Genomic DNA, 25,106 nt, shown 5'->3' with positions numbered 1-25,106 from the left:
CACAGACCACCGTTCGCACACAGACCACACAGGACGTGCGCATGCGCGCACATGACGGACGGGAGGCACGGTGCCCGCTGGCACCGTGCCTCCCGTCCGTCGCGTGGTCGCGCCGGCTACAGGCCCGACTCGGCGGTCCGCACCAGGATCGCGTCGCTGTCCGGGCAGAGCACGACGTCGTCGGGCGCGGCCTGACGGATGGTCTGCAGGTCCGAGTTGGTGAGCGTCACGCCGGACGCCGTGGACACGCCGCCCTGGAGCAGGGAGGCGCCGAAGCCGTAGCGTGCCCGCTGCCGGTCGTACAGGGCGAGCAGGTCGGCGGGGACCTTCGCAGCGACCGCGGCACGGCTCTGCACCGCGGCGTCGCGGTCGGCCTCGACGCGGGCGATCTCGGTGTCGCGCTCAGCGACCAGGGTGGAGCGCGAGGTCTCGACGTCGGCGAGCTGTGCCTCGATGTCGCCGACCCGGGCGCGGTGCACGTCGAGCTGCTCCATCACCTCGAGCTCGGCCGTCTCGAGGTCGCCGATGCGGCGCTGCAGCGACTCCAACTCGCTCTGCAGGCCGGCGGCGTCCTTCGCGTTCGAGACGTTCTGCAGCATGGTGGTGTCGCGCGTGATGCGGGCCTGCGCGGTCGCGGTGTCCGACTCGAGCCGGGCGAGGTCGCGCTCGGCGTCCTCGACCCGGCCGGTCGCGGCGGCGAGCTCCGCGCGGAGTCCGGCGGCGGTGGTGCCGAGCTCGGTCAGCCGGTCACCCTTCTGCAGGGCGGTGATGCGGTGCGTCAGGCGCGTGACGTCGTTGTCCAGGCGCTGGAGGTCGAGGAGGACGACCTGGTCCTCGGGTGCTGCCTTCACGGTCGGTCTCCTTCGGAGGCGGGGGTGGTGGGCGCGACCGGCTCGGCCGCGGGCAGGACGGCGAAGTCCCACGGGTCGGTGCGGAGCTCGCTGACGGTGACGCGGACCCCGGCGGCGCGCCGGAGCTGTTCGGCGGCGACGTCGAGCCAGAGCCACTCGGTGGCCCAGTGCGAGGTGTCGACCAGGGCTGGACCGTCGCCGAGCAGTGCCTGCTCGCGGAACTCGGACGCGGGGTGGTGCCGGAGGTCGCTCGTGACGTAGACGTCGGCGGCCCGGACGGCGGGGTTGCCGAGCAGCGAGTCCCCCGCGCCGGCGCAGAGCGCGACGGTGCGCACCGGCCGGTCGAAGTCACCGGAGACCCGGACGCCGGTGGCGGTCGGCGGGAGCAGGTCGACGAGAGCGCGGGCGAGCGCACCGAGGGTCGTCGGCGCGGGCAGGGTCCCGACGCGGCCGAGGCCCGTCGCGGGGTCGGCACCGGGTTCGAGCGGACGCTGGTCGACCAGTCCGAGTCGGTCGGCGAGCACCGCCGAGGTGCCGGTCGTCACGACGTCGGCGTTGGTGTGTGCCGCGAGCAGGGCCGTGCCGCCGCGGACGAGGGTCGCGAGGACGTTCCCCTTGACGGTCGACTCGTCGATGGTCGTCACGCCGCGCAGGAGCAGGGGGTGGTGGGTGAGGAGCAGGTCGGCGCCGGCCTCGACCGCCTCGTGCGCGGTCGCGGGGACGGCGTCGACGGCGAGGTGCACGTGCTCGATCGGCTGGTCGGCGCGGCCGGAGACGAGTCCGACGCTGTCCCAGGACTCCGCTCCCGCGGCGGGCCACAGGTCCTCGATGACGGCCTGGAGTTCGCGGAGCGTCGGCATCCCGTCAGTCTACCGAGCGCGCTGGCGGCCGAGCGCCGGGACCCGGGCCGGGACCGGCACCTGGGTCATCGGCGGCCGAACAGCCCGAGGAGCCGGGCGACGAACCGCGACCACCAGCCGGCGCGGGCGTCGGACGCCGGCTCCTCGACCGCTGCGTCGGACGCTTCCGGCGCCGCGGGCAGCGCGACCGCCTCGGGCAGGACGACGGGCGTGCTCGCCGTCACGCCGGCGTGGGCCGTGAGGGCGGCGGCGAAGGCGGCGCGGTCGATCACGGTCGGACCGGTCGCGGGCTGGACGAGCGGGGTCGGGCGGGTGTTCGCGGACACCGGGTTGACCACGGGCAGGGACAGCACCGGGCGCACCGGCTCGGCTGCCGCTGCGACCGCCTGCGTCACTCCGGGGACCGCCGGCACCGTGCGTGCGGGTGCCGGGCGGACGGGGGTCGGCAGGGAGCCGGTCGCGGCGCGACGGGCGGCGGCGCGGTCACGGCGGTCTGCCTCGGCAGCGGCGTCGGCGAGCAGGTCGGCGAAGACGGTGCGCGCGAAGGCACGGGCGGCCTCGACCTCGGCGTCGTCCAGGTGGGCGACGGTGGCCTCCCACGCGGCGAGGCGGGCGAGGTCCTCGTCACGGCGGCGGATCTCGTCCTCGAGCAGCACGATGCGCTCGACCGTGGTGCGTCCGGTGGCTGCGGAGAGCTCGACGGCCAGGTCCTCGATGCGCAGGGCGAGGCGCTCCGGCGGCTCGGGGAACGACGGCGCGCAGGCGGCGACGTGGCGGGCCCGGTCGCGGCGGCGGAAGGAGGTGGCCTCGGGTGCGACGGCGGCCTCGGCGGCGACGGTGACCGGTGCCTCGTCGGCCGGCTCCTCGTCGATCGGGTCGGGCTGGGTCGCCTCCGCCTCCGCGTCCACCGGAGCCGTGTCGACCACGGTGTCCGGACGCTGCACGGGCCCGGTCACCGGCGGCACCACGAGGTCCGCGAGGTAGGGCGTGCGCGTCGCCGGCGCGTCCCGCAGCCACTCCTCGACCTCGCGACCGAAGGGGTCCACGAGGGGGGTGCGTGCGCCGGGCTGCGTCTCCATGTGACGAAGGATAGATATCACGCGCCCGTGAACGGCGGACATCCGCGGTGTGTCGCGGTTCACGGGGCCGCGGACGTGGTGTGCCAGCCCGGACGTGAGCGGCGTGTCGGACCGCTCAGCAGCGCTCCTCGAACGCGGCCAGGAGCTGCCGTCCCTCGTCCCACCGGCCGACACCGCTGGCGACGTTGACGTGCTGCCGGGCGCCCACCCGCAGCACCTCGGCGCCGAGGGCCGCGGCGAAGGCCGTCGCACGGTCCGCCGAGCAGTACCGGTCGTCGTCGCTCACGACGAGGGCGGTCGGCGTCGACACCCGGACGGTCGGGGCCCGGAAGCCCGCGGCGGCCGCGGGGAAGGACGGTGCGTCGGGGTCCGGCGGCGCCACGAGGAAAGCTCCGGCGACGCGGTCCCCGTGCGTCACGAGCCAGTCGGTGACCGCGAGCACGCCGAGGCTGTGGGCGACGAGCACCGGCGGGCGGCTCGCGGACGCCACGGCGCGGGTCAGCGCCTGCGACCAGTCGACCGGGTCCGGGTCCGACCACGAGGTGGGCGCGATCCGGACGGCCTCGACCCCGGGCTCCGCCTGCCACCGGGACTGCCAGTGTTCGGGGTCCGAGTCCCAGATCCCCGGGACGATCACCCAGGGGTGCCGCTGCGGGCTCCCCTGGCTCCGGGCCGACGGCCGTGGTCCTGCGTTCACCCGGGCAGCGTAGCGGGACCCCGGGCGTCAGCGGTGGAGTGTGTCACGCGGGTACTCACCGAAGCGCTGGTGGTACGCAGCGGAGAACCGGCCGAGGTGCGCGAAGCCCCAGCGCACGGCGACCTCGGCGACGGTCAGCTGCCCGGGCGCTCCGCGGAGCAGCTCCTCACGGACGCGGTCCATCCGGACGCCGCGGAGCATCGCGTTCGGTGCCGTGCCGACCTGCCGCTGGAAGGCCTGCTGGAGCCCGCGGACGCTCAGCCCGACGTGCTCGGCGACGTCCGTGGTCGAGATCGGGGTGTGGGCGAACGCGTGCATGAACTCGATCGCCGTCCGGACACGGCTCGTCGCCCCCTGCGGCACGGGGACCTCCGGGGCCAGCTGGCGGTGCGGGAACGTGTGCAGCATCGCGAGTGCGGTCGCGCGGGCGGTCTCGGCCATCGCGATCGGCGACACCGGGCCGCTGCCGAGGATCGTCGATGCGGCGCGCTGGACCTGCGCGTTCCAGGTGACCAGGTCCTCGCGGCGGGGACGCGCTGCCTGGTCGAAGACGAGCGGCCCGGCGGACCCGCCGTGGACCTCGGAGGCGATGCCCTCGAGGAACCGCTTGTCGAAGTGCACCAGGCTCTGCCGGACGTCCTGCAGGTCGAAGGCGAAGGGGCCGTCCGTCGGGAACACCACGGGTGTCCCGGGACCGTAGCGGACCTCGTCCTGGCCGGAGCCGATGACACCCCGGCCCTCCGACGTCCAGACGACCACGTACTCGTCCCCGGACGACGCCTGACCCGCGGCACGGGCGTCGAACACCGTCGAGCGGAAGGACATGACGTCGTCGCCCACGACCCGGAACCGGTAGGAGAACGGCCGGTCGGTGTGGCCGCCGACGAAGCCCGCCCCCTCGTACGCCTGCCCGAACATGTCGAGCGCGGCGCCGAGGTCGGTGCCGGCGGTCTCGAACCGGGTGCGCGGGTCGATCGGGGTGTCGATGCTCATCGCATCCACCGTCCCACCGGCACCGTCCGACGGCTCGCGTGGCGGCGACGGGTGCGCATGGCGGCTCTACCCGTGCGCAAACCGGATGACGCGATGCCCCCGTCCGGGTGCCGTCCGGACGGTCGGTCGAGGGTCGGGGCCGTCCGGGACCCGACGGCCGGGGCACCGCCGTCAGTGCCGGTCGCGCCGTGCGGTCCACCGGTTCTCGTCGCCGACCCGCTCGTACCGCAGGTCCTCGACGACCATCTGCACGAGCGCGAGCCCGCGACCGCTCTCGGCGAGCCCCTCGGGCAGGTGCGCCTTCGCCGGGTCGACCGGCACCGGGACACCGTCGTCGGTCAGACGGACGCGGACCTCGGACGGGTCCACGTCGAGCCGCAGCGAGCAGCTCACGGCACCGCCCGCCGCACCGTGCTCGACGACGTTCGAGGCGAGCTCCACGAGCGCGAGCTCGAGCGCCATGCGGTCCTCCGCCGACACGTCGGGCTCGCTGGCCCAGACGTCGGCGAGGAACGTGTGCACCGCCGTGACGTCGTCCGGCGGACACGCGAGGTCGAGGACGTGCCCGCCCATGGCGAGGGTCATCCCCAGTTCGTCACCGCGGCGTCCCCGTCCGGGTACGTCCGCAGGATCTTGTCGATGTTCGAGAGCTTCAGCACCATCTGGACCTGTTCCGACGGCGCCGCCAGCCGCAGGTCGCCCCCGGCCTGTCGCGCGGTCTTCAGGCAGCCGACGAGAGCACCCAGGCCGGAGGAGTCCATGAACTCGACGCCGGACAGCTCGACGACCAGGCGCGAACGCCCGCCCTCGACCACCTTGGCCACCGTCTCACGGAACGCACCGGCGCTCACCATGTTGAGCCGGCCCCTGCATTCGAGCACGGCGGTGTCCGCCGTGGCCTCGTGTACGACGATGTCCATGCAGGTGTCCCTCCTGATCACTGCGGGTGCAGCTTGCAACCTACCGGGTAGCGTCCGTCAGGTGTTCCGGCCTCGCCGGGTGGCGACGACCTGGACGACGAGCGCGGCGGCGATGAGGACCGCCATCACCCCGCCCATCGCGAGCGCGGTCCCGCCGAGCGCACCGGCCAGCGGGGTCCCGAGCCCGCCGAGGCCGAACGTCAGGCCGCCCTGCAGCGCCGCGGCCGTCCCGGGGTGCGCCGCACCGACGTGCTGCGTCCGCGTCATCGCCGCGGGCAGGACGAAGCCCCAGGCGCCGGTCACGACCGCGAGCCCGCACCACACCGGGACCGGTCCGGCACCGGCCAGCGCCGCGACGAGCACCACCGTGCTGCCGACGGTGCCGACGAGCAGCCCGACGGTCAGCAGGGTGTCCTCGGAGACACGGCCGACGACCCGGCGGAACACGAGCGTCGTGACGACCATCATCGTGGCGTTGGTCGCGAACACGAGCGTGTACAGCTGCTCGGAGAAGCCGTACTGCCGCTGGAAGACGAACGAGCTCGTCGCGATGTAGGCGAAGAACCCGATCGTCGAGAGCACGCCGGTCAGGACGTACGCCCGGAACCGCCCGATCGCGAGCAGGTCCCGGATCCGGCGGCCGTTGTCGCGGAAGCCCGTGCCCCCGCGGGACGCCGGCGGCAGCGTCTCGCCGAAGCGCAGCACGACGGCCGCCGCGAACCCCACCCCGAGCACCGCGAGCACGACGAACATGAGCCGCCACGACCCGACGGTGAGCACGGCTCCCCCGGCCAGCGGCGCGACGACCGGTCCGAGGGCGTTGATCGCCGCGAGGGTCCCGAACACCTTCGCCGTGCGGGCCCCGGTGGTCGTGTCCGACACCATCGCGCGTCCGGCCACCGCCGCCGCGGCCCCGGCGAGGCCCTGCAGGACCCGGGCGGCGACGAGCGTGCCGACGTCCGGCGCGACCGCGCAGCCGACCGACGCCAGGGCGAACGCCGTCGTCCCGACGAGCATGAGCGGTCGCCGTCCGATCCCGTCGCTGACCGGTCCGGCCAGGAGCTGCCCCACCGCGAACGCGACGAGGAAGGCGGTGAGCGAGAGCTGCACGACACCGGGCGTCGTCCCGAGCTCGCGGGCGATCGCGGGGAGCGCCGGGATGTACATGTCCGTCGCGAACGGCGAGACCCCGACGATCAGCGCGAGCGGCACGATCGGCGGCAGCACCGCTCCGGTGGTCGGTCGGGTCCCCGCGCGCTCCGTCGTCACCCGCGCAACGCTACGCGCCTCCGAATCGATTCGACAGTGCGACCGCGGCGGGTGGGTGGTGACCCCACGACGGACGGGAGGCACGTGGCGGGTCCGCCACGTGCCTCCAGTCCGTCGCACAGGTCGCGATCGCGACCCGCGGGGTCACCCGGTGTTCTGCAGGCCGGCGGCCACGCCGTTCACGGTGAGCAGGAGCAGCCGGTGGTCGGCGTCCGTCGGGTCGGTGCTGCCGGAGGTGCGGATCGACCGCAGCGCGCGGAGCTGCAGGTGCGACAGGGCGTCGACGTAGGGGCTGCGCAGGCGGACGGCGCGGGCGAGCACGGGGCGGTCCTCGAGGACGTCGCTGCCGCCGGAGACCCGGAGCACCCAGTCGCGGGTGCGGAGCATCTCGTCGAGGACCTTCGCGGCGAGGTCGTCACGGTCGGCGAGCTCGAGGTACCGGCGGGCGATCTGCTCGTCGGTCTTCGCGAGCGACATCTCGACGTTCTTGATCATCGCGCCGAACAGCGGCCACTCGGCGTACGCCGTCCGGAGCAGCTCGACGTCGCGGACCGCTTCGAGCGCGGAGCCGAGGCCGTACCAGCCGGCGAGGTTGATGCGGGCCTGCGTCCACGAGAACACCCACGGGATGGCGCGGAGGTCCTCGAGCGACTCGACGCTCAGACCACGGCGGGCCGGGCGGGAGCCGAGGGGCAGGAGGCCGATCTCCTCCATCGGCGTGACCCGGGCGAACCAGGGCGCGAAGCCGTCGGCCTTGACGAGGTCGTGGAACGCGGTCCGCGACACGTCGTCGAGCTGCTGCGCGAGGTCCGCGAACCGGGTCGCCGCGGCGGCGGTGCGGTCCTCGTTCGAGGGCGACGACGCGAACAGCGTGGCCGAGGCCATCTGCTCGAGGTGCCGCGCGGCGATGTCCTGGTCGCCGTACTGGGCGAAGATGACCTCGCCCTGCTCGGTGAGCTTGAGTCGACCGTCGATCGACCCCGGCGGCTGGGCGAGGACGGCCTCGTTCGCCGGACCGCCGCCGCGACCGAGCGAGCCGCCGCGACCGTGGAACAGCGTCAGCTCGACGTCGTGGTCCCGTGCCCAGTCGGCGATGCGGGCCTGCGCGTCGTACAGCGCGAGGTTCGCCGAGACCGGGCCGACGTCCTTCGACGAGTCGGAGTAGCCGAGCATGACCTCGAGCTTCCGGCCCGTCGCGGCGAGCCGGCGCTCGAACGCCTCGGTGCGCACGGCCTCGTCGAGGATGTCGACGCTCGCGTGCAGGTCGGCGAACGTCTCGAAGAGCGGGATGACGTCGAGCACGGGTGCTGCCTCGACCGATCCGAGGGCCGCGACCGCGAGCTCGTGGACGTTCGCCAGGTCCTGGGCGGACTGCGTGAACGAGACGATGTAGCGGTGCGCCGAGCGGACGCCGTAGCGGCGCTGCAGGTCGGCGATGGTGCGGAAGACCGCGAGGACCTCTTCCGTGGTCTCGCTCAGCTCACCGCCGGCGCGGATCTCGGCGAGGGCCGTCCGGTGCACCTGCGAGTGCTGGCGGACCTCGAGCTCGGCGAGGTGGAACCCGAAGGTCTCGACCTGCCAGACGAGGTTCTGCAGCTCGCCGTTCGCGGTGCGAGCGGCACCGGCGGCGACGAGCGAGGCCTGGATGACGCGCAGGTCGGCGAGCAGTTCCTCGGGTCCGGCGTAGGCCATGCCGTCCTGACCACGGCGCGTGGCGCGGATGCGGGCGGCGACGAAGAGCAGCGCCCGACGGTGGGTCTCGTTCGGGGCGCGCACCCCGATGCGCTCGGCGACGGCGGGGTCGAGCGACTCCTGCGCGGCGACGAGGGCCTGGAGCCCGGCGTCCGCCGGGGTCTCGGCGGCGTCGAGCGTCAGCGCGGCGCCGATGCGGGTGGCGGCGCGGGCGAGCCCGAGCAGGATGTGCTCGGCGGCGATGTCCGCGGCCTGCCTGGTGACCTCGGCGGTGACGTGCGGGTTGCCGTCGCGGTCGCCGCCGATCCAGGTGCCGAACCGCACGAATGCCGGTGCCGTGACGGGCACGCTGCCGGCGTCCTCGCCGAGCAGCCGGTCGTCGAGCAGTCGGTAGACCTGCGGCACGATCTCGAACAGCGTCTGGTCGAACACGCTCATCGCCGTGCGGACCTCGTCGAGCGGGGTCGGACGGGTCGTGCGGAGCGGCGAGGTGCGCAGGAGCGTCGTGATCTCCTCGAGCAACCGACGCTCGTTCTCGGCGCGGGCGGTGGCGTTGCGGGCCGCGTCGCGCTCGTCGATCAGGTCGGTGATGCGCCGGACGGCCGTGGTGACGGCGCGGCGGCGGGCCTCGGTCGGGTGGGCGGTGAGCACCGGGTGGAACCGGAGGTCACGGAGCCGCGCGGCTGCCTCGTCCGCGCCGACCTGCTCCACGAGGGACGCGTAGGTGGCGGGGAACGAGTCACCCGCGACACCGCCGTCGTCTCCACGGGCACGCAGCACGCGCACGCGGTGGTGCTCCTCGGCGAGGTTCGTCAGGTGGAAGTACGTCGTGAAGGCCTGGGCCACGGCCTCGGCACGCTCCGCCGACATCCCCGCGACGATCCGTTCGGCCCGGGCGGCACCGTCGGTGTCGGACCCCTCGTACGCGCCGATCACGGCGGCACGCAGGTCCTCCACGTCGTGCAGGAGTCCGTCTCCACCGGTCTCCCGCAGCACCCGCCCGAGCAGGTTGCCGAGGTACCGGACGTCCGCGCGCAGGTCGCTGTCGACCGCTCCGCTGACGTCGTCCCGTGCGCGCCCGTGGCGCGTCGATCCGTCGATCGCCGTCATGGGTTCCTCTCACGTCCGCCGGGCACGCGGCCCGGGTCCCCAGCAGCGTACCGGCGTGGACAGGACCGTGACGACGACCGTCCGGACGGTCCCCGCGTCGGGCTCAGGCGGTCGCCGCGGGCAGGCCGTGGCCGATCGACCGGAGCACGGCGCGGTCGAGTGCGGCGGCCGTCTCGACCTCGGCCAGGACGGCGTCGCGCTCTGCGTCCGTCCACGGTGCGGCGTCGAGCTCGGCGCGGTAGGTCGCCTGGAACGCGGCCGGGTCGGCGACCTGGTCGAAGATCGTGAACAGGACGCCGTTCGTGTCGAAGCCGAACCGCTCCTCGAGCAGCGCAGCGAGGGTCGGACCCCCGGTGAGGTCGCCGAGGTAGCGCGTGTAGTGGTGCGCCACGAACCCGCCCGGCGAGGTCGCGGCGACCTCGTTGAGCCGCCGGACGTACGCGGTCGTCGCGGCGGTCGGGCAGCACAGCTCCGACCAGTCCGGACCGACGAGGTACTCCAGGTCCGCGGTGATCGCGGGCAGCCGGGTGAGCTGGTTCGTGACGAAGGGCGCCGCGACGGGGTGGTCGGCCATCCGCTCGGCGGCGCGTTCGAGGGCGGCGTAGACGTGGGCGTACTGGCCGAGCAGGTCGGCGTAGTCCGCGACGTCGCACTCCCCCGCGAACAGGCCCTGCGCGCCGGACGCAGCCGCCCCGGATGCGGCCGCGTCCGAGCGACCCGCCCGCCGCCGCAGCAGCTCGGAGAACGTCGTCACGGTCGCACCCATGAGGTAAGGCTAACCTCAGTGCTCGGAACGTCAAGCAGTCGACTGACAGGAAGTCCCCCGATGAGCTCCAAGCCCCAGCGCCCGCAGCACGTCTTCGTGGTCGAGCGCACCGAGCGGCTCACGCCGCACATGGTCCGTGTGCACCTCGGCGGTCCGGCGTTCGCGGACTTCGTCGCCGCCGCCGACCCGGAGCGGCTCGCGTCGACGGACCGCTACGTGAAGCTGCTGCTCCCCGCACCCAGCTCCGACCTGCGGCCGCCGTACGACCTCGACGCACTCCGGGCGACGCTGCCGAAGCACGAGCTGCCCGCGCGCCGCACCTACACCGTGCGGGCGGTCGACCACGAGGCCGGCACCATCGCGGTCGACTTCGTGGTGCACGGCGACGAGGGGCGCGCCGGCCCCTGGGCCGCCACGGCGCGGCCGGGCGACCTGCTCGCGCTCTCCGGCCCCGGCGGCGGCTACGCGCCGTCCACGGACCCCGCCGTCACGCACGTGCTGCTCGGCGACGACAGCGCGCTCCCGGCGATCGGCTCCGCCCTGGAGGCGCTGCCCGCCGCCGCCACGGGCGTCGCCCTGGTCGAGGTGGCCGGGCCCGCTGACGAGCAGCCGCTCGCCCACCCGGCCGGGCTCGACCTGCGGTGGCTGCACCGCGACGCCACCGGCGCCGAGCCGGGCACGCTCCTGCTCGCGGCGACCCGGGAGCTGCCCCGTGCCTCCCGGCCGGTCCAGGTGTTCGCGCACGGTGAGCGGACCGCGGTCAAGGCGATCCGTCGACTGCTGCAGGACGAGTGGGGACTCGAGAAGGCGGACCTGTCGCTGTCCGCGTACTGGGCGCTCGGGCGGGCGGAGGACCGGTTCCAGGAGGAGAAGCGCGAGCCGGTCGGGGTGATCTTCGACTGACCGCAGGCGCGGGCGACCCGGCGGCCGCCGGCGGGGTCGGTGGCTGCCGGTAGCGTCCGGCGGGTGAGCACCTCGTCTGCGGCCCGCTGCTGCGTCACCGGGTGCGGTCGCCCCACGGCACCCGGCACGCAGGGCGTGCTGCCGCTATGTCCGGAGCACCTCGGGCTGGCGGCCGAAGCCGTCGGGGCCGCAGCTGCGGCTGCGACCGAGTCCGGGGCCGCGTCCGGTCTGGTGTCCGGTGTGGAGGACGTGCTGCCCGGGCCGTGCCCGGCGTGCGGGTCGCGGCTCGGCGTGCGGTACCCGTCGGGGATGCTGTGCGCCGTGTGCGAGTGGCGCTGGGGCGAGGTGCCCGACGGCGACCTCGCACCGCCGCGCGTGGACGTCGTCTACTACCTGCGGCAGCGCGACGACTTCGGCGACCGGATCAAGATCGGCACGACGGCGAACCCGCGGCAGCGGCTCGCGGCGGTGCCGCACCAGGAGCTGCTCGCGTTCGAGCGCGGCGACCGGACGCTCGAGCGGCGGCGGCACGCGGCGTTCGCGGCGGACCGCTTCGCCGGGACCGAGTGGTTCCGGACCACGCCGGCGCTCCTCGACCACGTCGACGTCGTCGCCGCGGGCGTGCCGGACCCGTGGGTCCTGCACGCCCGCTGGCGGAGCGAGGCGCTGGCGCTGCGGGGCTGAGGCCGCCGGTCCTCCGTCTCGGACGGGTGGGCGGGGTCAGGCCGCGGTGGCGGCGCTCCGGGCGCGGTCGGCGGCCGGGTCGTCGCGCAGGAAGCGGTCGGCCGTGCGGAGCGAGAGCGCCATGATGGTCAGCGCCGGGTTCGCGATGACCGCGCTCGGGAACACCGAGTTGTCGCAGACCCACAGGTTCGGCACGTCCCACGAACGCCCGGCCGGGTCGACGACCGAGCTCCCGGCGTCGAGGCCCATCCGCGCGGTGCCGATCGTGTGCGCGGTGCGCTCGAGCACCCGGACGTCGGTCCCGCCGGCCGCCTCGACGATCGCGGTCATCGTCCGGACGGCGTGCGCCCGGATGGCGTCCTCGTTCGCACCGGGCGAGAAGGTCACGCGCGCCCGCGGGACCCCGTGCTCGTCGAGCTCGTCGGACAGCACGAGCCGGTTGTCGTCGTACGGCAGGCACTCCGCGTTGATGCCGACGCCGGCCGTCCTCGGGTAGTCCCGCATCGCCCGGACGAGCTCGGCGCCGCGCAGCCCGCCGCCACGCACGAGCGTGGTGGCGAACGTGAGCGGCTGCACGCCGAGGGACTGGATGAGGTAGCCGCCGGCGAAGTCCGCGTCGGCGGGTCGGACGAAGTCCTCGGTGATGATCGACGACGGGTAGCCGCGGTACGAGCGCATCGACTCGTCGAAGGTCGCCCAGACCTGCGTCGCGCCGTGCGCGGTGAAGTTCCGCCCGACCTGGCCACTGCTGTTCGCGAGCCCGGTGTGGAGCAGGAGCCGCGGGGTCTCCACGCCGCCCGCAGCGAGCACCAGGGAACGGCACCGCTGCCGGCGCTCCTGACCGTCGCGGGTGTACAGCACCGCGCAGACCCGCCCCTCGGCGTCGAGCTCGATGCCGTGCACGAACGACTCGGGGCGGATCTCGGCCCCGAACGCCACGGCCGCGGGCAGGTACGTCGTGTCCATCGACACCTTCGACCCGTTCCGGCAGCCCTGGTGACACGAGCCGCACGACACGCAGGCCTGGCGGAGGCCGTGGTGCTCCTGGACGCGGTCCTCGGTCGTGAGTGCGACGGGGGCGTCGGTCGCGGTGATGCCGAGCGCCTCGGCGCCGCGGACCATCATGTCCGACGAGGCGTTCCGCGGCGGCGGACCCATCAGGTAGCGGCGCTCCGGGTCCCACGGGTAGTGCGCGGGACCCGCGACGCCGACCTCGTGCTCGACGCGCTCGATGTAGGCGGTGAGCTCGGCGTGGTCGACCGGCCAGTCCTCGCCCTGCCCGCTCTCGGTGCGCAGGCGCAGGTCGTGGACGCTCGGCCGGGGCGTGAAGGCACCCCAGTGCAGGGTCGACCCGCCGACGCCGGTGCCGCTGTTGTTCGGACCGAACGCGGTCGGTGCGGACCCGCCGCTGATCCGCTCGTCCATCCAGTTGATGTCCGCCGGGGCCTCGACCTCGTCGGGCAGGTGGTCCTCGGGCTCGGTGTTGCGGCCGGCCTCGAAGGCGACCGCGGTCAGGCCCTCGCGGGCGAGTCGGGCCAGGAGCGGGGCGCCGCCGGCCCCCGTGCCGACCACGACCACGTCCACGACCTCGTCGTCCGGGTACCGGCGCTGTGCGTCGAGTCTCATCGTGCTGTTCCCTCCGGTTCCCATGCTTCCCGTTGCCCGGCTCCGAGCAACTGGAAGCCCTGCTTGCGGACGCCGTCGCCACCGTTGGCGAAGCCGTCGTAGTCGATGTCGGACATGGTCGCGGGGTGGGCGAGCCACTGCTTGACCAGGTCCACCCCGGCGTCCTCGAACCACGTCCGGAGCTGCCCGGCGTCGAGCGGACCGTCGGAGCGCAGTCGTCCGGCCGCGGCGTCCTCGAGCGCCGCGGGCAGGCCACCGGAGTCGGCGATCGGCGCGAGCACGTCGAGGGCGGCCCGGTAGGCGTCGGCGTCCGTCGGCATGCCGTCGGCGCGCCACCCGTCCCCCTGACCCGCGGCGAGCTGGGCGTCCAGGCGCAACGCGAGGTCGACCTGCTGCGGACCCGGCTGCGGGACGACGACGCGGGCGACCGCGCGGAGCGTGTCGAGCTGCCGGGCGGTCAGGGCGCGGGGTTCCGTCGCGGGGTCGTCCGGCAGTGCGCGGACGGCCAGGACCCCGCGTGTGCGGGCGCTCACCCGCGGCGACGCGAGCACCCGGGCGGTGTCGGCGGGGACGACCGGGGACGGCGCGACCCGGCGCGACCAGAACTCGCGGACGACGGCGGCCACCTCGACCGGGCGCTCCCACGGCAGCAGGTGGGCGGCGCCGTCGACGACGTGCAGCTCGGCGGCGGGCCAGTGCGGCATCGTCAGGCGTCGCTGGGCGTCGGCGTCCAGGTCGCCGTCCTCGGCACCGGCCAGGACGAGCGCCGGCGCGGGGTTGGGCTCGGCGTCGGCCGACCAGTCCTCACGGCTGCCGCGGAGCAGCCAGTCGCGCCAGGCCCGCGGGTCGGTGCGCTCGACGTCGTGCACGGCCATCTCGTGCCGGTCCGGCGGCAGCGTGGACGCGGTGTTCGCGTCGACGAACTCGGCGGCGTGGTCGGGTCGGATGCGTCCGTGCTCGGCCCACGCGAGCATCGACTCCCGACGTTCCTCGGCCATCGGCTCGGGAGCGAGGGGCGAGGCCGCGAGGAGCACGACGGCGCGCAGCCCGAACAGGCCGTTCGCGCCGGAGAGCGTGCGGTCCGCGACCACCGTCGCGACCTTCCCGCCCATCGAGTGCCCCACCAGCGCCCACTCGGTGGCGCCGCTCGCGCCGATGGCCCGCTCGACCGCGACGGCCATCTCCTCGACGGTGGTCCCTGCGCTCGCGGGGCTGCGGCCGAAGCCGGGGAGGTCGATGCCGACCAGGTCGAGGTCGCCCGCGAGCTCGGAGCGGAGCAGCGCGAACTCCTCCGAACTCGACCCGAGGGCGTGGAGGCAGAACGCGGTCGCTGTCATCCTTCGTTCCTACCGGGGCGGAACGGCCGGACCCAGACGGGCGTACCCCGATCCTGTACCCCGTACTGATCCTGTACCCCGCACTGGGTCCGCTCCCCGCGCTGGGTCCGGTCCCCGCGCTGGGTCCGGTCCCCGCGCCGGGCTGCGGTCAGTCGGTCGGGTCGCCCTCGTAGACCGACAGCAGCATCGCGGCGCCGAGGCGTGCCGCCCGTGCGGGCTGGGCGGAGCGCTGCACCGCCGACTCGACGCGGGCGCCCTCGACGAGGAGCGACAGGGCCTGAGCCACGTGGGCGGGCATCCCGGCGCGGGAGCAGAGCATCGTGAGGTGCGCCTCGACGTCGGCGAAGTGCTCCTGGGCGAGCGCGGCGATCGCCGGGTCCTGCCGCCCGAGCTCGGCGTGGCCGTTGATGAACGCGCAGCCGCGCCAGCCCTCGTCGGCGAAGCACTGCTCCAGGTAGCCGAACACCCCGAGGACCTCGTCCCGCGGGTCGTCGGAGGCCGCCGCGATCCCGTCGAGAGCGCGGCGCCAGGCTCCGTGCCACCGCTGCAGCACCGCGACGACGAGCGCACGCTTCGTCGGGTAGGCCGCGGTGAGCTCCGCACGGGTCAGCCCCGCCCGCTCCGCGACGTCGTCGAGGGTGACCGGGGTGACGCCGCGTTCGGTGAACAGGGCGTCGGCGGCACCGGAGGCCCGTCGCTGGACGGACGTCTCGCGGTCGGTCCGGACGAGGGTCGGGGTGACGGTGCTCATGCGCTCTCTGCTGATCGGGGCTGGTGTGGACGTTCGTGCGGGCTCGCTCGTGCGGGCTCGCTCGTGCGGGCTCGTTCGTGCGGTGAGCCTACTGACCGGGCACGCGCGACGTGTCGAGCGTCTCGGCGAGCAGGGCACGCATGTCGATGGGCTGCGTCGCGGTGTCGGACGCCGCCGACCGGCGCACCGGCAGGAGCGTGTCGGCGAGGGACCGGTCCGCTCCGGGGATCGCCCGGGTGCCGCGTGCGACCCGGGACCCGCGGATGCCGAGCTCGTTGCGGGGGATGCTCATGCGGAGACCCCGAGCAGGATCGCGGCCGACGCGGCCACCGTCACGGACACCAGCCCGGTCGTCACCGCGGCGACCTGCAGCCCGTGCTGCAGGCGGGCCTGGCGGACCTCGGAGAAGGTGGCCCCTCGGCGTCGGCTCGTCGACGAGACCGCGTCGCGGGCGCTCGTGGGTCCGGTGTCCAGGTCGGCGGCGATGGTCGTCACGGTGGCTTCCTCGTCTCGGGGGTCCGGCTGCTCCGGACCCGTCACCGACGACGCTAGGACGCCGGCCGCTGCGACGCGGTGCGGACGCCCGTGGTCGACGATTCCCGGACGTCGGAATCCGACACGCGACGATCCGTGGACATCGCCCGCGGCGGCGGACCGGGCGGTCGACCCCCGGACCGGGGGCACGGCGACCCGGACAGGGCCGCGTGGAGCGGACATCATGCACGAGACCCATGAACCCGACATCCCCGACCCGGATCGAAGTCGACGAGCAGAGCTCGGACCTCGACGCCGCCCGCGACCTGCTCGCCACCGCGTACGCGGGGAACGAGTGGCGCGCCGACGCGACCGCGATGCCGTTCGCGTTCCGGTTCGCGGCCGTCGGCGACACCGCGATGTCCCTCCGGACGATCCGCTTCGACGGGCACCTGCAGGGCGTGATGACCCCGTCCGAGGACTTCGTCGTGCAGTGGACGACGCGCGGGACGGCCACGATCGGGTCCGGGGACGACCAGCTCCTGATGGAGACCGGTCGGCCGCAGCTCTGGCCGCAGCAGGGTGCGGCGTTCTCGTACCGGAACTACGAGCAGAAGATCGTGCAGGTGAACCGGGCGGCGCTCGAGGAGGTCGCCGGCGAACGCGGGACGGCACCGGGGCAGCTCGTCCTGGACCACACCGTCCGCCCCGACGAGCGCGCCCTGCGGGTCTGGCGGAGCAGCGTGCAGCTCATCTCGCACACCGTGCTCGACCGCAAGGCGTCGCCGCTGCTGCAGGCCGAGATGGGACGGCTCGGCGCCCTCGCCCTGCTCGAGCTCTACCCGGTGGTCAGCGCGTCGCTCCCCGACGAGCTGCTGCTCCCCCGCAACGCCCACGTCCGACGGGCCGTCGAGTACGTGCACGAGCACGCGCACCTGCCGATCACGAGCACCGACCTGGCCCGGGTGGCCTCGCTGAGCCTCCGTGCGCTGCAGATCGCGTTCCAGCGGGCGTTCGAGCTCTCCCCCAACGCCTACATCCGGCAGGTCCGGCTCGACCGGGTGCGGGACGCGCTGCTGCAGGGCGACCCGGCGACGACGAGCATCGCCGAGGTCGCGAAGCAGTGGGGCTTCGCGCACGCCGGACGGTTCTCCGCGACGTACCAGCAGCGCCACGGCGAGTACCCGCGGGACACGCTGCGCCGACGCGCGTAGCGCCCGGCCGACGGGTCGTCACCCGGGTGTCAGCGCCCGTAGGCGTCGACGAACAGCGGGCCGCGGACCGCGCGGAGGGTGTCGACGAGCTGGTCGATCGTCCGCCGCGAGATGCCGGACACCTCGAGGTCGTACGGCCCGAGTGCGGGGAGCCGACCCGTGCGGATCCGCACGACCTCCCACCCGACGGCCCGGACGGCGCGGTCCTTCCGACGGTCGGTCTCCTGCCGCGGCCCGACGTGTTCGAGTCCGTGTCGCCCCGTGCTGTCGTACTCGATCGCGACGCGGAGCTCCGGCAGCACGATGTCCGGCCACGCCTCGACGTGGTCGAAGAACGGCCGGTCGAGACGGATCGCGGTGTGGTCGAACGTCAGCGCGAACCGTTCCTGCAGGGCCGCCCGGAGTTCGGCCTCGACCGCGGAGGCCGTCGCGGGGGCGCACACGCTCGGGAACGACTCCCCCGACGGCAGCCTCGGGGTCTTCGGGCAGATCGTCCTCGGGACGGGCGGTCGGGCAGCCGCCCGCCGACCACCACCGCCACCGCCACCGCCCGCGCCGGACCGCCCGGACCGCGCACGGCTCGACGCGACGGCCCCCGTCGGCCCCGCTCCGCGCGGCGACGGAGCCGCGCCGCGCACCGGCGCCGCGGGCAGGGTCTGGCGACCGGTGACACGTTCGGCCCGCTGCGGTGCAGGCACGGACGCCGGCCAGTCCGCGGGCAGCACGGGCCACCGGCGAGGCTGCGCCTGGAGCTGGCACTCCGGGCACCACACCGACCGGCGACGCTCCCGGCCCGGCCGCGACCGCTGCTCGGCCGGCGTCGCGACGAACACGTGGCCGACGTCGCACTCCCACGTGAGCAGGACCTCGGCCGTCGGGGGAACCTGGGTCAGGACCACGCCGTGGTTCCACTCCGGGTGGTACTGCCGGATCAGCACCGGGTAGGACGCCCACGCCGACCGGAACTCGCCGACGGCGTACGGCACCGCGACGCCGCGGGACCACTGCCGGCGGCGCCACCACGCATCGACGGGTTCGACCACCCCGCCACGGTAGGGACGGCCACCGACACCGCGGCCCGTCGACCGTCCGACCGTCCGCCCGTGCTCGGCCCGGCCGTCAGTCCTGCGGGGGCGTCGCGAACGTGAAGCGCTCCGGCCCGGACTCCGACCCGTCGTCGAGCACCCGGATCCCCGCTTCGCGGCACGCCGTGACCCCGTCGCGGTGCACGCGCTCCGGACGCGGCCGCCGCGGGATGCCCGCCGCGCCGAACACCGCCCACGCGTTCGCCGCCGACGCGCTCGTGAACCGCGTGCTGTACCGCACGCCGGCGAAGCCCGCCGCGTCGAGGGCCCGGGCCCAGGCCTGCGGCACGCGGTAGTCCCCCATCGTCTGCAGCTCCGCGCCGACGCCCCACCGCACCGCCGCCGGGTGCGTGACGTCCGCGAAGCGACGGCCGCGCGAGGCCCGGGCCGCGACGACGACCATCTCGCGGGCGCGCGACGCGAACACCGTGTTCGTCGTCAGGACGTGGTGCGCGAGGCGCTCGCGCACCGCGACCTCGACCGCGTCCGCCCAGTAGCAGGTGCCCCGCGGCACGGCGAGGTCGAACCGACCACCGTCGACCCCGTCGGCGTCCGGCTCCGTGCTCGCGAACCACCATGCGCCACGATCGTGCCGCTTGGCACGGTAGAACGTGGTGCCGCGGCTCTCCTCGGCGGGGAAGTCGGTCAGGTCCAGGTCGTCGCGCGGACGCTGCTGGGCGACGTCGGTGCGCCTGGGCGTCACGCGTCGGCCGCCCAGGCCGTGGCGGCACGGCGGGCGGCGGCGAGGACCTGCTCGTGCCGGCCCTCGCGCAGCGCCTGCGCCGCGGTGGTCCCGCCGAACTCGTCCGCCACGGTGTGCAGCCAGAGGGCGCTGCCCCAGGGATCGATCCGGTCGGGGTCGACGAGCGCGAGGACCTGCCGCAGGTGCGGCAACGGCGTCCCGGACGCGCCGAACTGGAAGGACGGGAAGACGAGGCTGCCGTCGCCGATCTTCAGCCCGATCAGGTCGCGCTTCGCGACCGCCTTGCTGAGCGCCTGCCGGGTCACCCCGCGCCAGGCCGCGAGCGTCGGGGTGTCGTAGAACGGGCCGATCAGCGCGTCGGCCTCGTGCTTGACGGACGGCAGGGCGGCGAGCATCCGGTCGGCCAGGAGCTCGACGTCGACGCCGGACTCGAGCGCACCGGCCGCGCGACCGTCCGCGATCCGCCGGCGCAGTGCGTCGAGCAGCGCCGTCTCGTCCGCCGAGGGGCCGTCCGTCCCCGTGGCCCGCCGTGCGTGGGTCGTCGCTGCCATGGCGCCTCCTGTCAACTGCGTCAACCGGAGCCTACGCCGTCACGACAACCGCGTCAACCACCGGCGCGCTGGCTCGGCGGCGCCGCGCTCAGGCGTCCAGAGCGCGCCGCACGTACCCCACGAGCGCGTTGGCGTGGCCGTGGCCGAGCCCGTGCTCCGCCTTGAGCCACGCCACGACCTCCATGTGGCGGTGGTCGTCGAGGCGGTCGGCGACCAGGTCGAGCCACTCCTGCACGGGCCGGCCGTACGTCCGCTCGATGCTCGGGAAGTACGAGGCCGGGCCGGAGACCTTCGTCCCGTCGGCGGGCGGCTGCGGCGCGGGGACGCGATGCGTGGTCACGGTCGTCAGGGTAGCCGCGCGAGGGCGGGTGCGACCGCGCTCGCGACCAGGAGGGCGTCGAGCCGCCCCACGACGGTCCGAGTGTCGAGGTCGCCGTCGGCGTCGAGGGGACCCGCGGTGAAGGCGTCCTCGAGCGTGACGGCGTCGACGCCGGCGCGGTCCTGCTCGACGAAGACGCGGCGCCAGTGCGCGAGACGCGTGGTGTCGCGGGCGGCTGCGGGGTCGGCGCGCCAGGCGGCCGGGTGCCAGCCGGCGCCGAGGAGGGCCGTGACGAGGATGGTTCGGTCGGGCACAGAGCCGACGCTACGGCCGGGAGGGTCCGGCGACGACGGGTGTTGCGGAGGATGACCGGACGTTGCGTCGTGTGACGTCTGGCAGGCTCGTCGGATGGTGTCCTGCTTCCTGACCCACGCTGAGGTGGTCGTCGACCCGGAGGTCCCGATCGAGTCGTGGGGGCTGTCCGCCGCCGGTCGACGCCGTGCCGCCGCGGCCCACCGCCTCGCGTGGTCCCCCGAGGTCGGACGGATCGTCTCGAGCGCGGAGCGGAAGGCCGAGGAGACCGCGGCGGTGCTCGCTCGGGCGGTCGGAAGCGGACCGGACGTCGAGGTCGAGCCGGCGCTCGGCGAGATCGACCGCAGCGCGACGGGCTACCTGCCACCGGCCGAGTTCGAGGCCGTCGTCGACGCGTTCTTCGCCCGCCCGGACGAGTCCGTCCGGGGGTGGGAACGTGCGGTGGACGCGCAGGCCCGGGTCGTCGCGGCCGTCCGGGCGCTGACCCGGACCGGGGACGTGACGGTCGTGTCGCACGGAGCGGTCGGCGCGCTGCTCCTCGCCGATCTCCGCGGCGTGCCGATCAGTCGGGCGCTCGACCAGCCGGGGATGGGCAGCGTGTTCACGTTCGACCCGCGGCGGTGGCGCGCGTGCTCCGGGTGGGCGCGGGTCGGCTGACCCGGGCATGCGGCGCAGCCCGGCGGCGCGGACGGCTCCGGCGGCGGTGGCCTCGCGCCCGCCGTGGTGCGCACTGCCCCCGCACAACCGGAAGCACGCCGCACCACGCGTTTCCGCGGTACGACGTGCTTCCGGTTGTGCAGAGCGCAGCAAACCGCCCCGCCGCGCGGCTCGGACGGGCGCGCGGGCCGTCAGGCCGGCAGGCGCTCCCCCGCCTCGATCGCGACGTCGAGCCGGTTCTCCCGAGGGGGCAGCGGGCAGGTCGCGTGCGCAGTGTAGGCGCACGGCAGGTTCGTCGCCCGGGTGAAGTCGAGCCGCACGCGGCCGTCCGCACCGGGTGCCGGCACGTCGAGGCTCCGCGTCGCAGCGGTCGTCGCGCCGCTCGTCCGGTCGGTGAACAGCACGTGCAGCCCGTCGCCGTGCCCGTTGAAGGCCAGGAGCGTCCGCGGCCCGTCGAGGTCGAACGACAGCGTGCCCCGCGCGGCGAACACGTGCTGCAGGCCGTCGACGACGGACCCGACGGTCACCTCGCGCGGCACGTCGAAGGGCTCGAAGCGGGCCTCGACGACGAAGCGGGCGTCCGGCGCGAAGGTCGGCGTCCCGCGGTACGCCGTGCGCGTCGGGGCGGCCGGGTCGCGCGGACGGAGGAGGTCGCTGCCGCCGCGCCGGGCGACCTCGACGACGACATCGCGGTCCTCCAGGTGCCAGACGACGCGGGGCTCGGGACGGTCCTGCAGCCTGCCGAAGCGGTGTGTCCCGGTGACGGTCGTGCCGTCGACCTCGAGGGACTCTTCGGACGCGAGTGTGACGACCGGACCGGCCTCGTCCGTCGACCACGCCCCGGGGAGGTCGTCGAACCGCTCGGGCGTGGGCGTGAGCCAGCGCATGCTCGTGATCGCGAGGAACCCGTGCTCGCTCGCCCGCACGGCTTCGTGGGCCGCGTGCCACTCGGCCCACTCGGTCCACTCGGCGGCGGTGGTGCTGGCGGCGGCGGTGCTGTCGGTCCCGGTCGTCGTGCTCATGCTCCGACCGTACGACCCCGACGGACGGGGCCGGGCGCGGCTGGACGCGCGCCGTAACGCGAGCGGGCGGAACAGGTCGCCCGGACGCGACAGCAGTGACCGAGATGGCCCGTTCGCAGCGCGGGTGGCCGGGACAGCCCGCTCGCGACGGCGGCGACGGGTACCAGCGTGGCCACGGGCCGGACGGGAGGCGCGGTGCGGGCTGGTGCCGTGCCTCCCGTCCGGCTCCTGCCGCCGACGCGACGTTCCTGCCCATCGCACGCGCGATGGGAGGCAGGACCGCGCATGGCAGGCCGGGAGGAACGACACACCACGAGCGGAACGGCTTCCCATGCGCGGATCGGCACGCTACGCGCGGAAGGGCAGGCGGGCTGGCGGGCGGGGCGGATCGGGGCCGGCTCAGCGGAGGCGGAGCAGCACCGTGCCGACGACCGCGGCGACGCCGGCCCAGAGCAGCGGGCGCGTGACCCGGCGGCGCTTCGCGACCCACCCGCCGTCCGTGGCGTTCGCGTGGTCCGCGGGGGCGTAGAGGTTGCCGTCGGTGGGGTCCTGGCGGCCGCGGAGGGCGAAGACCTCGACGGCGGGCCGGGTGATTCGGTGGAACAGCCACGGCACGACGAACTCGGCGGGCACGAGCGCGGCCTGCAGCCGCCCGACGTACCGGTTCCGCTTCGGGTGCAGGGCCTGGGCGACGACGGCCTTCGCGGCGCGCTGCACGGAGACGGTCGGCGGCAGCGGGTGCGACGCCTTGCCGGTGTAGTTCGCGCCGTTCTGGTAGATCGGGGTGTCGATCGTCGAGGGCAGCACGGCGCCGAAACGGATCCGCGTGCCCTGGTGCTCGTCGGCGAGCACGTCCATCAGGCCGAGGGCCGCGTGCTTGCTCGTGACGTACGCCGACTGGTACGGCGCGGACAGGAGCGACTGGATCGACCCGACGAGGACGTAGGTGCCCTCGCCCCGCTGCTGCCAGTGCGGGAGCAGGGCCTTCACGGCGTGGACGTGCCCGTGCAGGTTCGTGTCGACGACGCGCTTGAAGGCCTCGGTCGGCGTCTGCTCGAACAGGCCGTAGACGAACAGCGCGGCGTTGCCGACGAAGACGTCGATCCGGCCGTACCGTGCGGTCGTGGTGGCGACGAGGTCGGCGACCTGGTGCTCCTCGGCGACGTCGGTGGGGATCGCGACGGCCTCGGCGCCGAGGTCTCGGCACTCCTGCGCCGCGTCCTCCAGGCTCTGGCGGCCGCGGGCGGCGAGCACGAGGGTCGCGCCCTGCCGGGCGAACTCGTGCGCGGCGGCCCTCCCGATGCCGCTCGATGCTCCGGTGACGACGACGATCTTCCCGCGGAACCGATGTGCCATGACCCCGGTGGTACCCGGACGCCGCTGCGCCGTCCCCCAGGCGTCGCGGTCCGCGGCCACGCGCACACGCGTCCGACATCGGACCGAGGTGCCACGCTTTCGCGCGTCGGAGGGAGGCGCCACGATGGGCGCATGCCCCGTGACGACCTGACCGTCGAGGAAGCGACCGCGATCGCTGAGCACGCCCGCTCCGGTTCGCTGCCGCTCGACGACCCCGAGGTCCGCAAGGTCGTCGACCAGGCCAACCGGACCCTTGTGCGCGCGCAGATGTGGGGCGAGGACCGCAGCCCGAAGCTCCGACGTCGCCGGCGGATCATCGCGTTCGCGGCCCTGGCGATGGTCCTGGTCTGGGTCGTGGGGCTGCTCGGCCCGCTGCTGCTCCGGCTCGGCGTCTGACCCGTCGGCGTCGCCCTACCAGTCCGACCTGCGCGACACCCCGGCATCCGGAGTTGCCGAGCGATGCTCGAACCGGTTGACTCGGGCGGGTGACGAGCACCACCGACCGGAGCGGCGTGACGTCGTGGACGACCACCGTCCGGGACGACACCGGACCGATCGTGCTGACCGGCGTCCGGGCGTCGTGGGAGCCCCTCGTCAAGCAGACCGTCGTCGCGGTCCTCGTCGTGGGTGCCGCGATCGCGAGCGTCCTGACACCCTGGCTCGAGGTCACCGACGCGCCGCTGATGTGGACCGCCGTCGGACTGGTCCTGGTCGGGCTGCTCGGTGGCGGGCTGATGGCACGCTGGCCGGCCGTCACCCGGGTGGAGCTCCTGCTCCCGGCCCTCGACTTCCTGGCCGTCGGCCTGCTCCGCTACGGCACCGGTGAGGCGCGGTCGGTGTTCCTGGCGATCGTCGTCCTGCCGGTCATCTGGATGGCGACGAACCCCGGTCGCCGACACGTGGTGTACCCGCTGCTCGGCACCGCCGCGACGCTGCTCCTCCCCTACGTCCTGGACCCCGTGGCGCCGCAGCCGAGCGAGCTGGTGCGGCTTGTGGTGGCGCTCCTCGTCTACGCCGCGGCCGCCGCGGTGACGAACGAGCTCGCGCGCCGCGCAGACCTGCAGCTGAGCGCCGTGCAGCGGAAGCGCCGGGTGGCCGAGGGCGAGATCGACCGTGCCGCACTCGTCCAACGCTCCCTGCTGCCGACGACGACCGCCGGGCTGCCGGACGAGCTGCGCGCGGTCGGGGTCTGCCTGCCGGCCCGGACGGTCGGCGGCGACTTCTACGACTGGTTCCCCACGGGAGAGGGTGCCGCCTTCACTCTCGGCGACGTGATGGGCAAGGGCGTCGGTGCCGGGATGATCGCCGCCGCCGTGCGCTCCCTGATCCGGAGCACCGTCGACGAGACCGACCCCGCGGTCGCCGTCCGCCGTGCGGCCTCCGGGCTCGCCACCGGCGGCTCGGACCTGACGAGCGGCCAGTTCACGACCTGCTTCCACATCCGGATCGACCGGGACGGGCACGCGCGCTGGGTAGACGCCGGTCACGGCCTGACCGTCCTGCGCCGGGCGGACGGCTCCGTGCACCCGCTGCGCGCCGGGCACCTGCCGATCGGCGTGGGCACGACGTGGACCGCCGACACGACGTCCCTCGACCCCGGCGACGTGGTGGTGGCGGTGAGCGACGGCGTGCTCGACCTGTTCGGCGGCGACCTCGACGCGCTCGACCGGTTCGAGACCTGGGTGGCCTCGCGCTCGCACGCAAAGGAGATCGTCGACGGGATCGCGGAGCTCGCCGCGTCCGGCGACCACCCGGACGACGTCACCGTCCTCTGCGTCGCGTACCGCCCCTGAACACGGACCGACGCGCACCCCGCGGGCCGTCCCTCGCAGGAGGGTCCGTCGAAGTGCGGACTGGTGTACCGTCCGCGTCCGG

28 protein-coding genes are annotated in these 25,106 nt (G+C 74.8%); 6 read left to right on the top strand and 22 right to left on the bottom strand.

The window, feature by feature from the left end:
- Window positions 1-116: 116 nt before the first annotated feature.
- The 10 genes from HUN59_RS11285 to HUN59_RS11240 form a co-directional block, all read right to left on the bottom strand.
- Complete coding sequence (locus HUN59_RS11285; RefSeq protein WP_174778395.1) at window positions 117-851, bottom strand: zinc ribbon domain-containing protein; 735 nt, start codon at window positions 849-851, stop codon at window positions 117-119.
- Window positions 848-1,711 (bottom strand): Nif3-like dinuclear metal center hexameric protein, encoded by an 864-nt coding sequence (locus HUN59_RS11280; RefSeq protein WP_174778394.1) that lies wholly within the window; start codon window positions 1,709-1,711, stop codon window positions 848-850. The genes HUN59_RS11285 and HUN59_RS11280 overlap by 4 nt, the downstream gene beginning before the upstream one ends.
- Before the next feature lie 65 nt (window positions 1,712-1,776).
- Window positions 1,777-2,790 (bottom strand): hypothetical protein, encoded by a 1,014-nt coding sequence (locus HUN59_RS11275; protein WP_174778393.1) that lies wholly within the window; start codon window positions 2,788-2,790, stop codon window positions 1,777-1,779.
- A gap of 115 nt (window positions 2,791-2,905) precedes the next feature.
- A complete protein-coding gene (locus tag HUN59_RS11270; protein ID WP_217483541.1) occupies window positions 2,906-3,487 on the bottom strand; it encodes an RBBP9/YdeN family alpha/beta hydrolase in 582 nt (193 codons plus the stop codon).
- A gap of 27 nt (window positions 3,488-3,514) precedes the next feature.
- Window positions 3,515-4,480, bottom strand: a complete 966-nt coding sequence (locus HUN59_RS11265) for a helix-turn-helix transcriptional regulator (RefSeq protein WP_174778392.1) — start codon at window positions 4,478-4,480, stop codon at window positions 3,515-3,517.
- Between the two features lie 171 nt (window positions 4,481-4,651).
- Window positions 4,652-5,065, bottom strand: a complete 414-nt coding sequence (locus HUN59_RS11260) for an ATP-binding protein (protein WP_231050609.1) — start codon at window positions 5,063-5,065, stop codon at window positions 4,652-4,654.
- Window positions 5,062-5,400, bottom strand: a complete 339-nt coding sequence (locus tag HUN59_RS11255) for an STAS domain-containing protein (protein WP_174778391.1) — start codon at window positions 5,398-5,400, stop codon at window positions 5,062-5,064. The genes HUN59_RS11260 and HUN59_RS11255 overlap by 4 nt, the downstream gene beginning before the upstream one ends.
- Window positions 5,401-5,457: 57 nt before the next feature.
- Window positions 5,458-6,669 (bottom strand): multidrug effflux MFS transporter, encoded by a 1,212-nt coding sequence (locus HUN59_RS11250; RefSeq protein WP_254629860.1) that lies wholly within the window; start codon window positions 6,667-6,669, stop codon window positions 5,458-5,460.
- Window positions 6,670-6,813: 144 nt separating this feature from the next.
- Window positions 6,814-9,471 carry a phosphoenolpyruvate carboxylase gene (locus HUN59_RS11245; RefSeq protein WP_144801372.1) on the bottom strand — a complete coding sequence of 886 codons (2,658 nt, stop codon included), beginning with the start codon at window positions 9,469-9,471 and terminating at the stop codon, window positions 6,814-6,816.
- Between the two features lie 103 nt (window positions 9,472-9,574).
- Window positions 9,575-10,237, bottom strand: coding sequence for a biliverdin-producing heme oxygenase (locus HUN59_RS11240; protein ID WP_174778390.1), 663 nt, complete (start codon window positions 10,235-10,237; stop codon window positions 9,575-9,577).
- Window positions 10,238-10,297: 60 nt separating this feature from the next.
- Between HUN59_RS11240 and HUN59_RS11235 the strand changes: the two genes are divergently transcribed.
- Together HUN59_RS11235 and HUN59_RS11230 are read left to right on the top strand one after the other, a co-directional pair.
- Window positions 10,298-11,140 (top strand): siderophore-interacting protein, encoded by an 843-nt coding sequence (locus HUN59_RS11235; RefSeq protein WP_174778389.1) that lies wholly within the window; start codon window positions 10,298-10,300, stop codon window positions 11,138-11,140.
- 63 nt (window positions 11,141-11,203) lie between these two features.
- Window positions 11,204-11,824, top strand: a complete 621-nt coding sequence (locus tag HUN59_RS11230; protein ID WP_284802691.1) for a GIY-YIG nuclease family protein — start codon at window positions 11,204-11,206, stop codon at window positions 11,822-11,824.
- Window positions 11,825-11,860: 36 nt separating this feature from the next.
- On the opposite strand, the gene HUN59_RS11225 is transcribed toward HUN59_RS11230, so the two are convergent.
- The 5 genes from HUN59_RS11225 to HUN59_RS11205 form a co-directional block, all read right to left on the bottom strand.
- Window positions 11,861-13,450, bottom strand: coding sequence for a GMC family oxidoreductase (locus tag HUN59_RS11225; protein WP_114850907.1), 1,590 nt, complete (start codon window positions 13,448-13,450; stop codon window positions 11,861-11,863).
- A complete protein-coding gene (locus HUN59_RS11220; RefSeq protein ID WP_174778388.1) occupies window positions 13,447-14,787 on the bottom strand; it encodes an alpha/beta fold hydrolase in 1,341 nt (446 codons plus the stop codon). The genes HUN59_RS11225 and HUN59_RS11220 overlap by 4 nt, the downstream gene beginning before the upstream one ends.
- Window positions 14,788-14,935: 148 nt before the next feature.
- Window positions 14,936-15,538, bottom strand: coding sequence for a TetR/AcrR family transcriptional regulator (locus HUN59_RS11215; RefSeq protein ID WP_174778387.1), 603 nt, complete (start codon window positions 15,536-15,538; stop codon window positions 14,936-14,938).
- An 88-nt stretch (window positions 15,539-15,626) separates the two neighbouring features.
- Entirely contained in the window at window positions 15,627-15,830 is a 204-nt protein-coding gene (locus tag HUN59_RS11210) for a hypothetical protein (RefSeq protein ID WP_058743147.1), read from the bottom strand.
- The gene (locus HUN59_RS11205; protein WP_174778386.1) at window positions 15,827-16,033 is read right to left on the bottom strand and encodes a hypothetical protein; all 207 of its coding nucleotides are present in this window, start codon (window positions 16,031-16,033) and stop codon (window positions 15,827-15,829) included. Before HUN59_RS11205 ends, HUN59_RS11210 begins: the two co-directional genes overlap by 4 nt.
- Before the next feature lie 236 nt (window positions 16,034-16,269).
- Between HUN59_RS11205 and HUN59_RS11200 the strand changes: the two genes are divergently transcribed.
- On the top strand, window positions 16,270-17,226 hold the full coding sequence (locus HUN59_RS11200) for a helix-turn-helix transcriptional regulator (protein ID WP_058743149.1): 957 nt from the start codon (window positions 16,270-16,272) through the stop codon (window positions 17,224-17,226).
- Between the two features lie 29 nt (window positions 17,227-17,255).
- Here the strand turns inward: HUN59_RS11200 and HUN59_RS11195 are convergent, their stop codons facing one another.
- The 5 genes from HUN59_RS11195 to HUN59_RS11175 form a co-directional block, all read right to left on the bottom strand.
- On the bottom strand, window positions 17,256-18,269 hold the full coding sequence (locus HUN59_RS11195) for a hypothetical protein (protein ID WP_174778385.1): 1,014 nt from the start codon (window positions 18,267-18,269) through the stop codon (window positions 17,256-17,258).
- Window positions 18,270-18,345: 76 nt separating this feature from the next.
- Window positions 18,346-19,014: an RES family NAD+ phosphorylase gene (locus HUN59_RS11190; RefSeq protein WP_058743151.1), complete on the bottom strand. Its 669-nt coding sequence runs from the start codon at window positions 19,012-19,014 to the stop codon at window positions 18,346-18,348.
- The gene (locus HUN59_RS11185; RefSeq protein ID WP_058743152.1) at window positions 19,011-19,565 is read right to left on the bottom strand and encodes a hypothetical protein; all 555 of its coding nucleotides are present in this window, start codon (window positions 19,563-19,565) and stop codon (window positions 19,011-19,013) included. The genes HUN59_RS11190 and HUN59_RS11185 overlap by 4 nt, the downstream gene beginning before the upstream one ends.
- Window positions 19,566-19,653: 88 nt before the next feature.
- Window positions 19,654-19,905 carry a DUF4287 domain-containing protein gene (locus HUN59_RS11180; protein ID WP_058743153.1) on the bottom strand — a complete coding sequence of 84 codons (252 nt, stop codon included), beginning with the start codon at window positions 19,903-19,905 and terminating at the stop codon, window positions 19,654-19,656.
- Between the two features lie 5 nt (window positions 19,906-19,910).
- Window positions 19,911-20,198, bottom strand: coding sequence for a hypothetical protein (locus tag HUN59_RS11175; protein WP_174778384.1), 288 nt, complete (start codon window positions 20,196-20,198; stop codon window positions 19,911-19,913).
- A 94-nt stretch (window positions 20,199-20,292) separates the two neighbouring features.
- Here HUN59_RS11175 and HUN59_RS11170 point away from each other — a divergent pair, with 94 nt between their 5' ends.
- The gene (locus HUN59_RS11170) at window positions 20,293-20,853 is read left to right on the top strand and encodes a histidine phosphatase family protein (RefSeq protein ID WP_174778383.1); all 561 of its coding nucleotides are present in this window, start codon (window positions 20,293-20,295) and stop codon (window positions 20,851-20,853) included.
- 191 nt (window positions 20,854-21,044) lie between these two features.
- Here the strand turns inward: HUN59_RS11170 and HUN59_RS11165 are convergent, their stop codons facing one another.
- Window positions 21,045-21,875 carry a DUF1684 domain-containing protein gene (locus HUN59_RS11165; protein WP_174778382.1) on the bottom strand — a complete coding sequence of 277 codons (831 nt, stop codon included), beginning with the start codon at window positions 21,873-21,875 and terminating at the stop codon, window positions 21,045-21,047.
- Window positions 21,876-22,274: 399 nt separating this feature from the next.
- A complete protein-coding gene (locus HUN59_RS11160) occupies window positions 22,275-23,231 on the bottom strand; it encodes an SDR family NAD(P)-dependent oxidoreductase (RefSeq protein ID WP_174778381.1) in 957 nt (318 codons plus the stop codon).
- 132 nt (window positions 23,232-23,363) lie between these two features.
- Here HUN59_RS11160 and HUN59_RS11155 point away from each other — a divergent pair, with 132 nt between their 5' ends.
- Window positions 23,364-23,627 (top strand): hypothetical protein, encoded by a 264-nt coding sequence (locus HUN59_RS11155; protein WP_058743194.1) that lies wholly within the window; start codon window positions 23,364-23,366, stop codon window positions 23,625-23,627.
- An 89-nt stretch (window positions 23,628-23,716) separates the two neighbouring features.
- Entirely contained in the window at window positions 23,717-25,024 is a 1,308-nt protein-coding gene (locus HUN59_RS11150; RefSeq protein ID WP_174778380.1) for a PP2C family protein-serine/threonine phosphatase, read from the top strand.
- The last annotated feature ends 82 nt before the right edge of the window (window positions 25,025-25,106 follow it).

This window comes from Curtobacterium sp. Csp2, from assembly GCF_013347165.1.
Note: the sequence above shows the minus strand (reverse complement) of the source record. Positions and strands in the feature narration are given on the sequence as shown.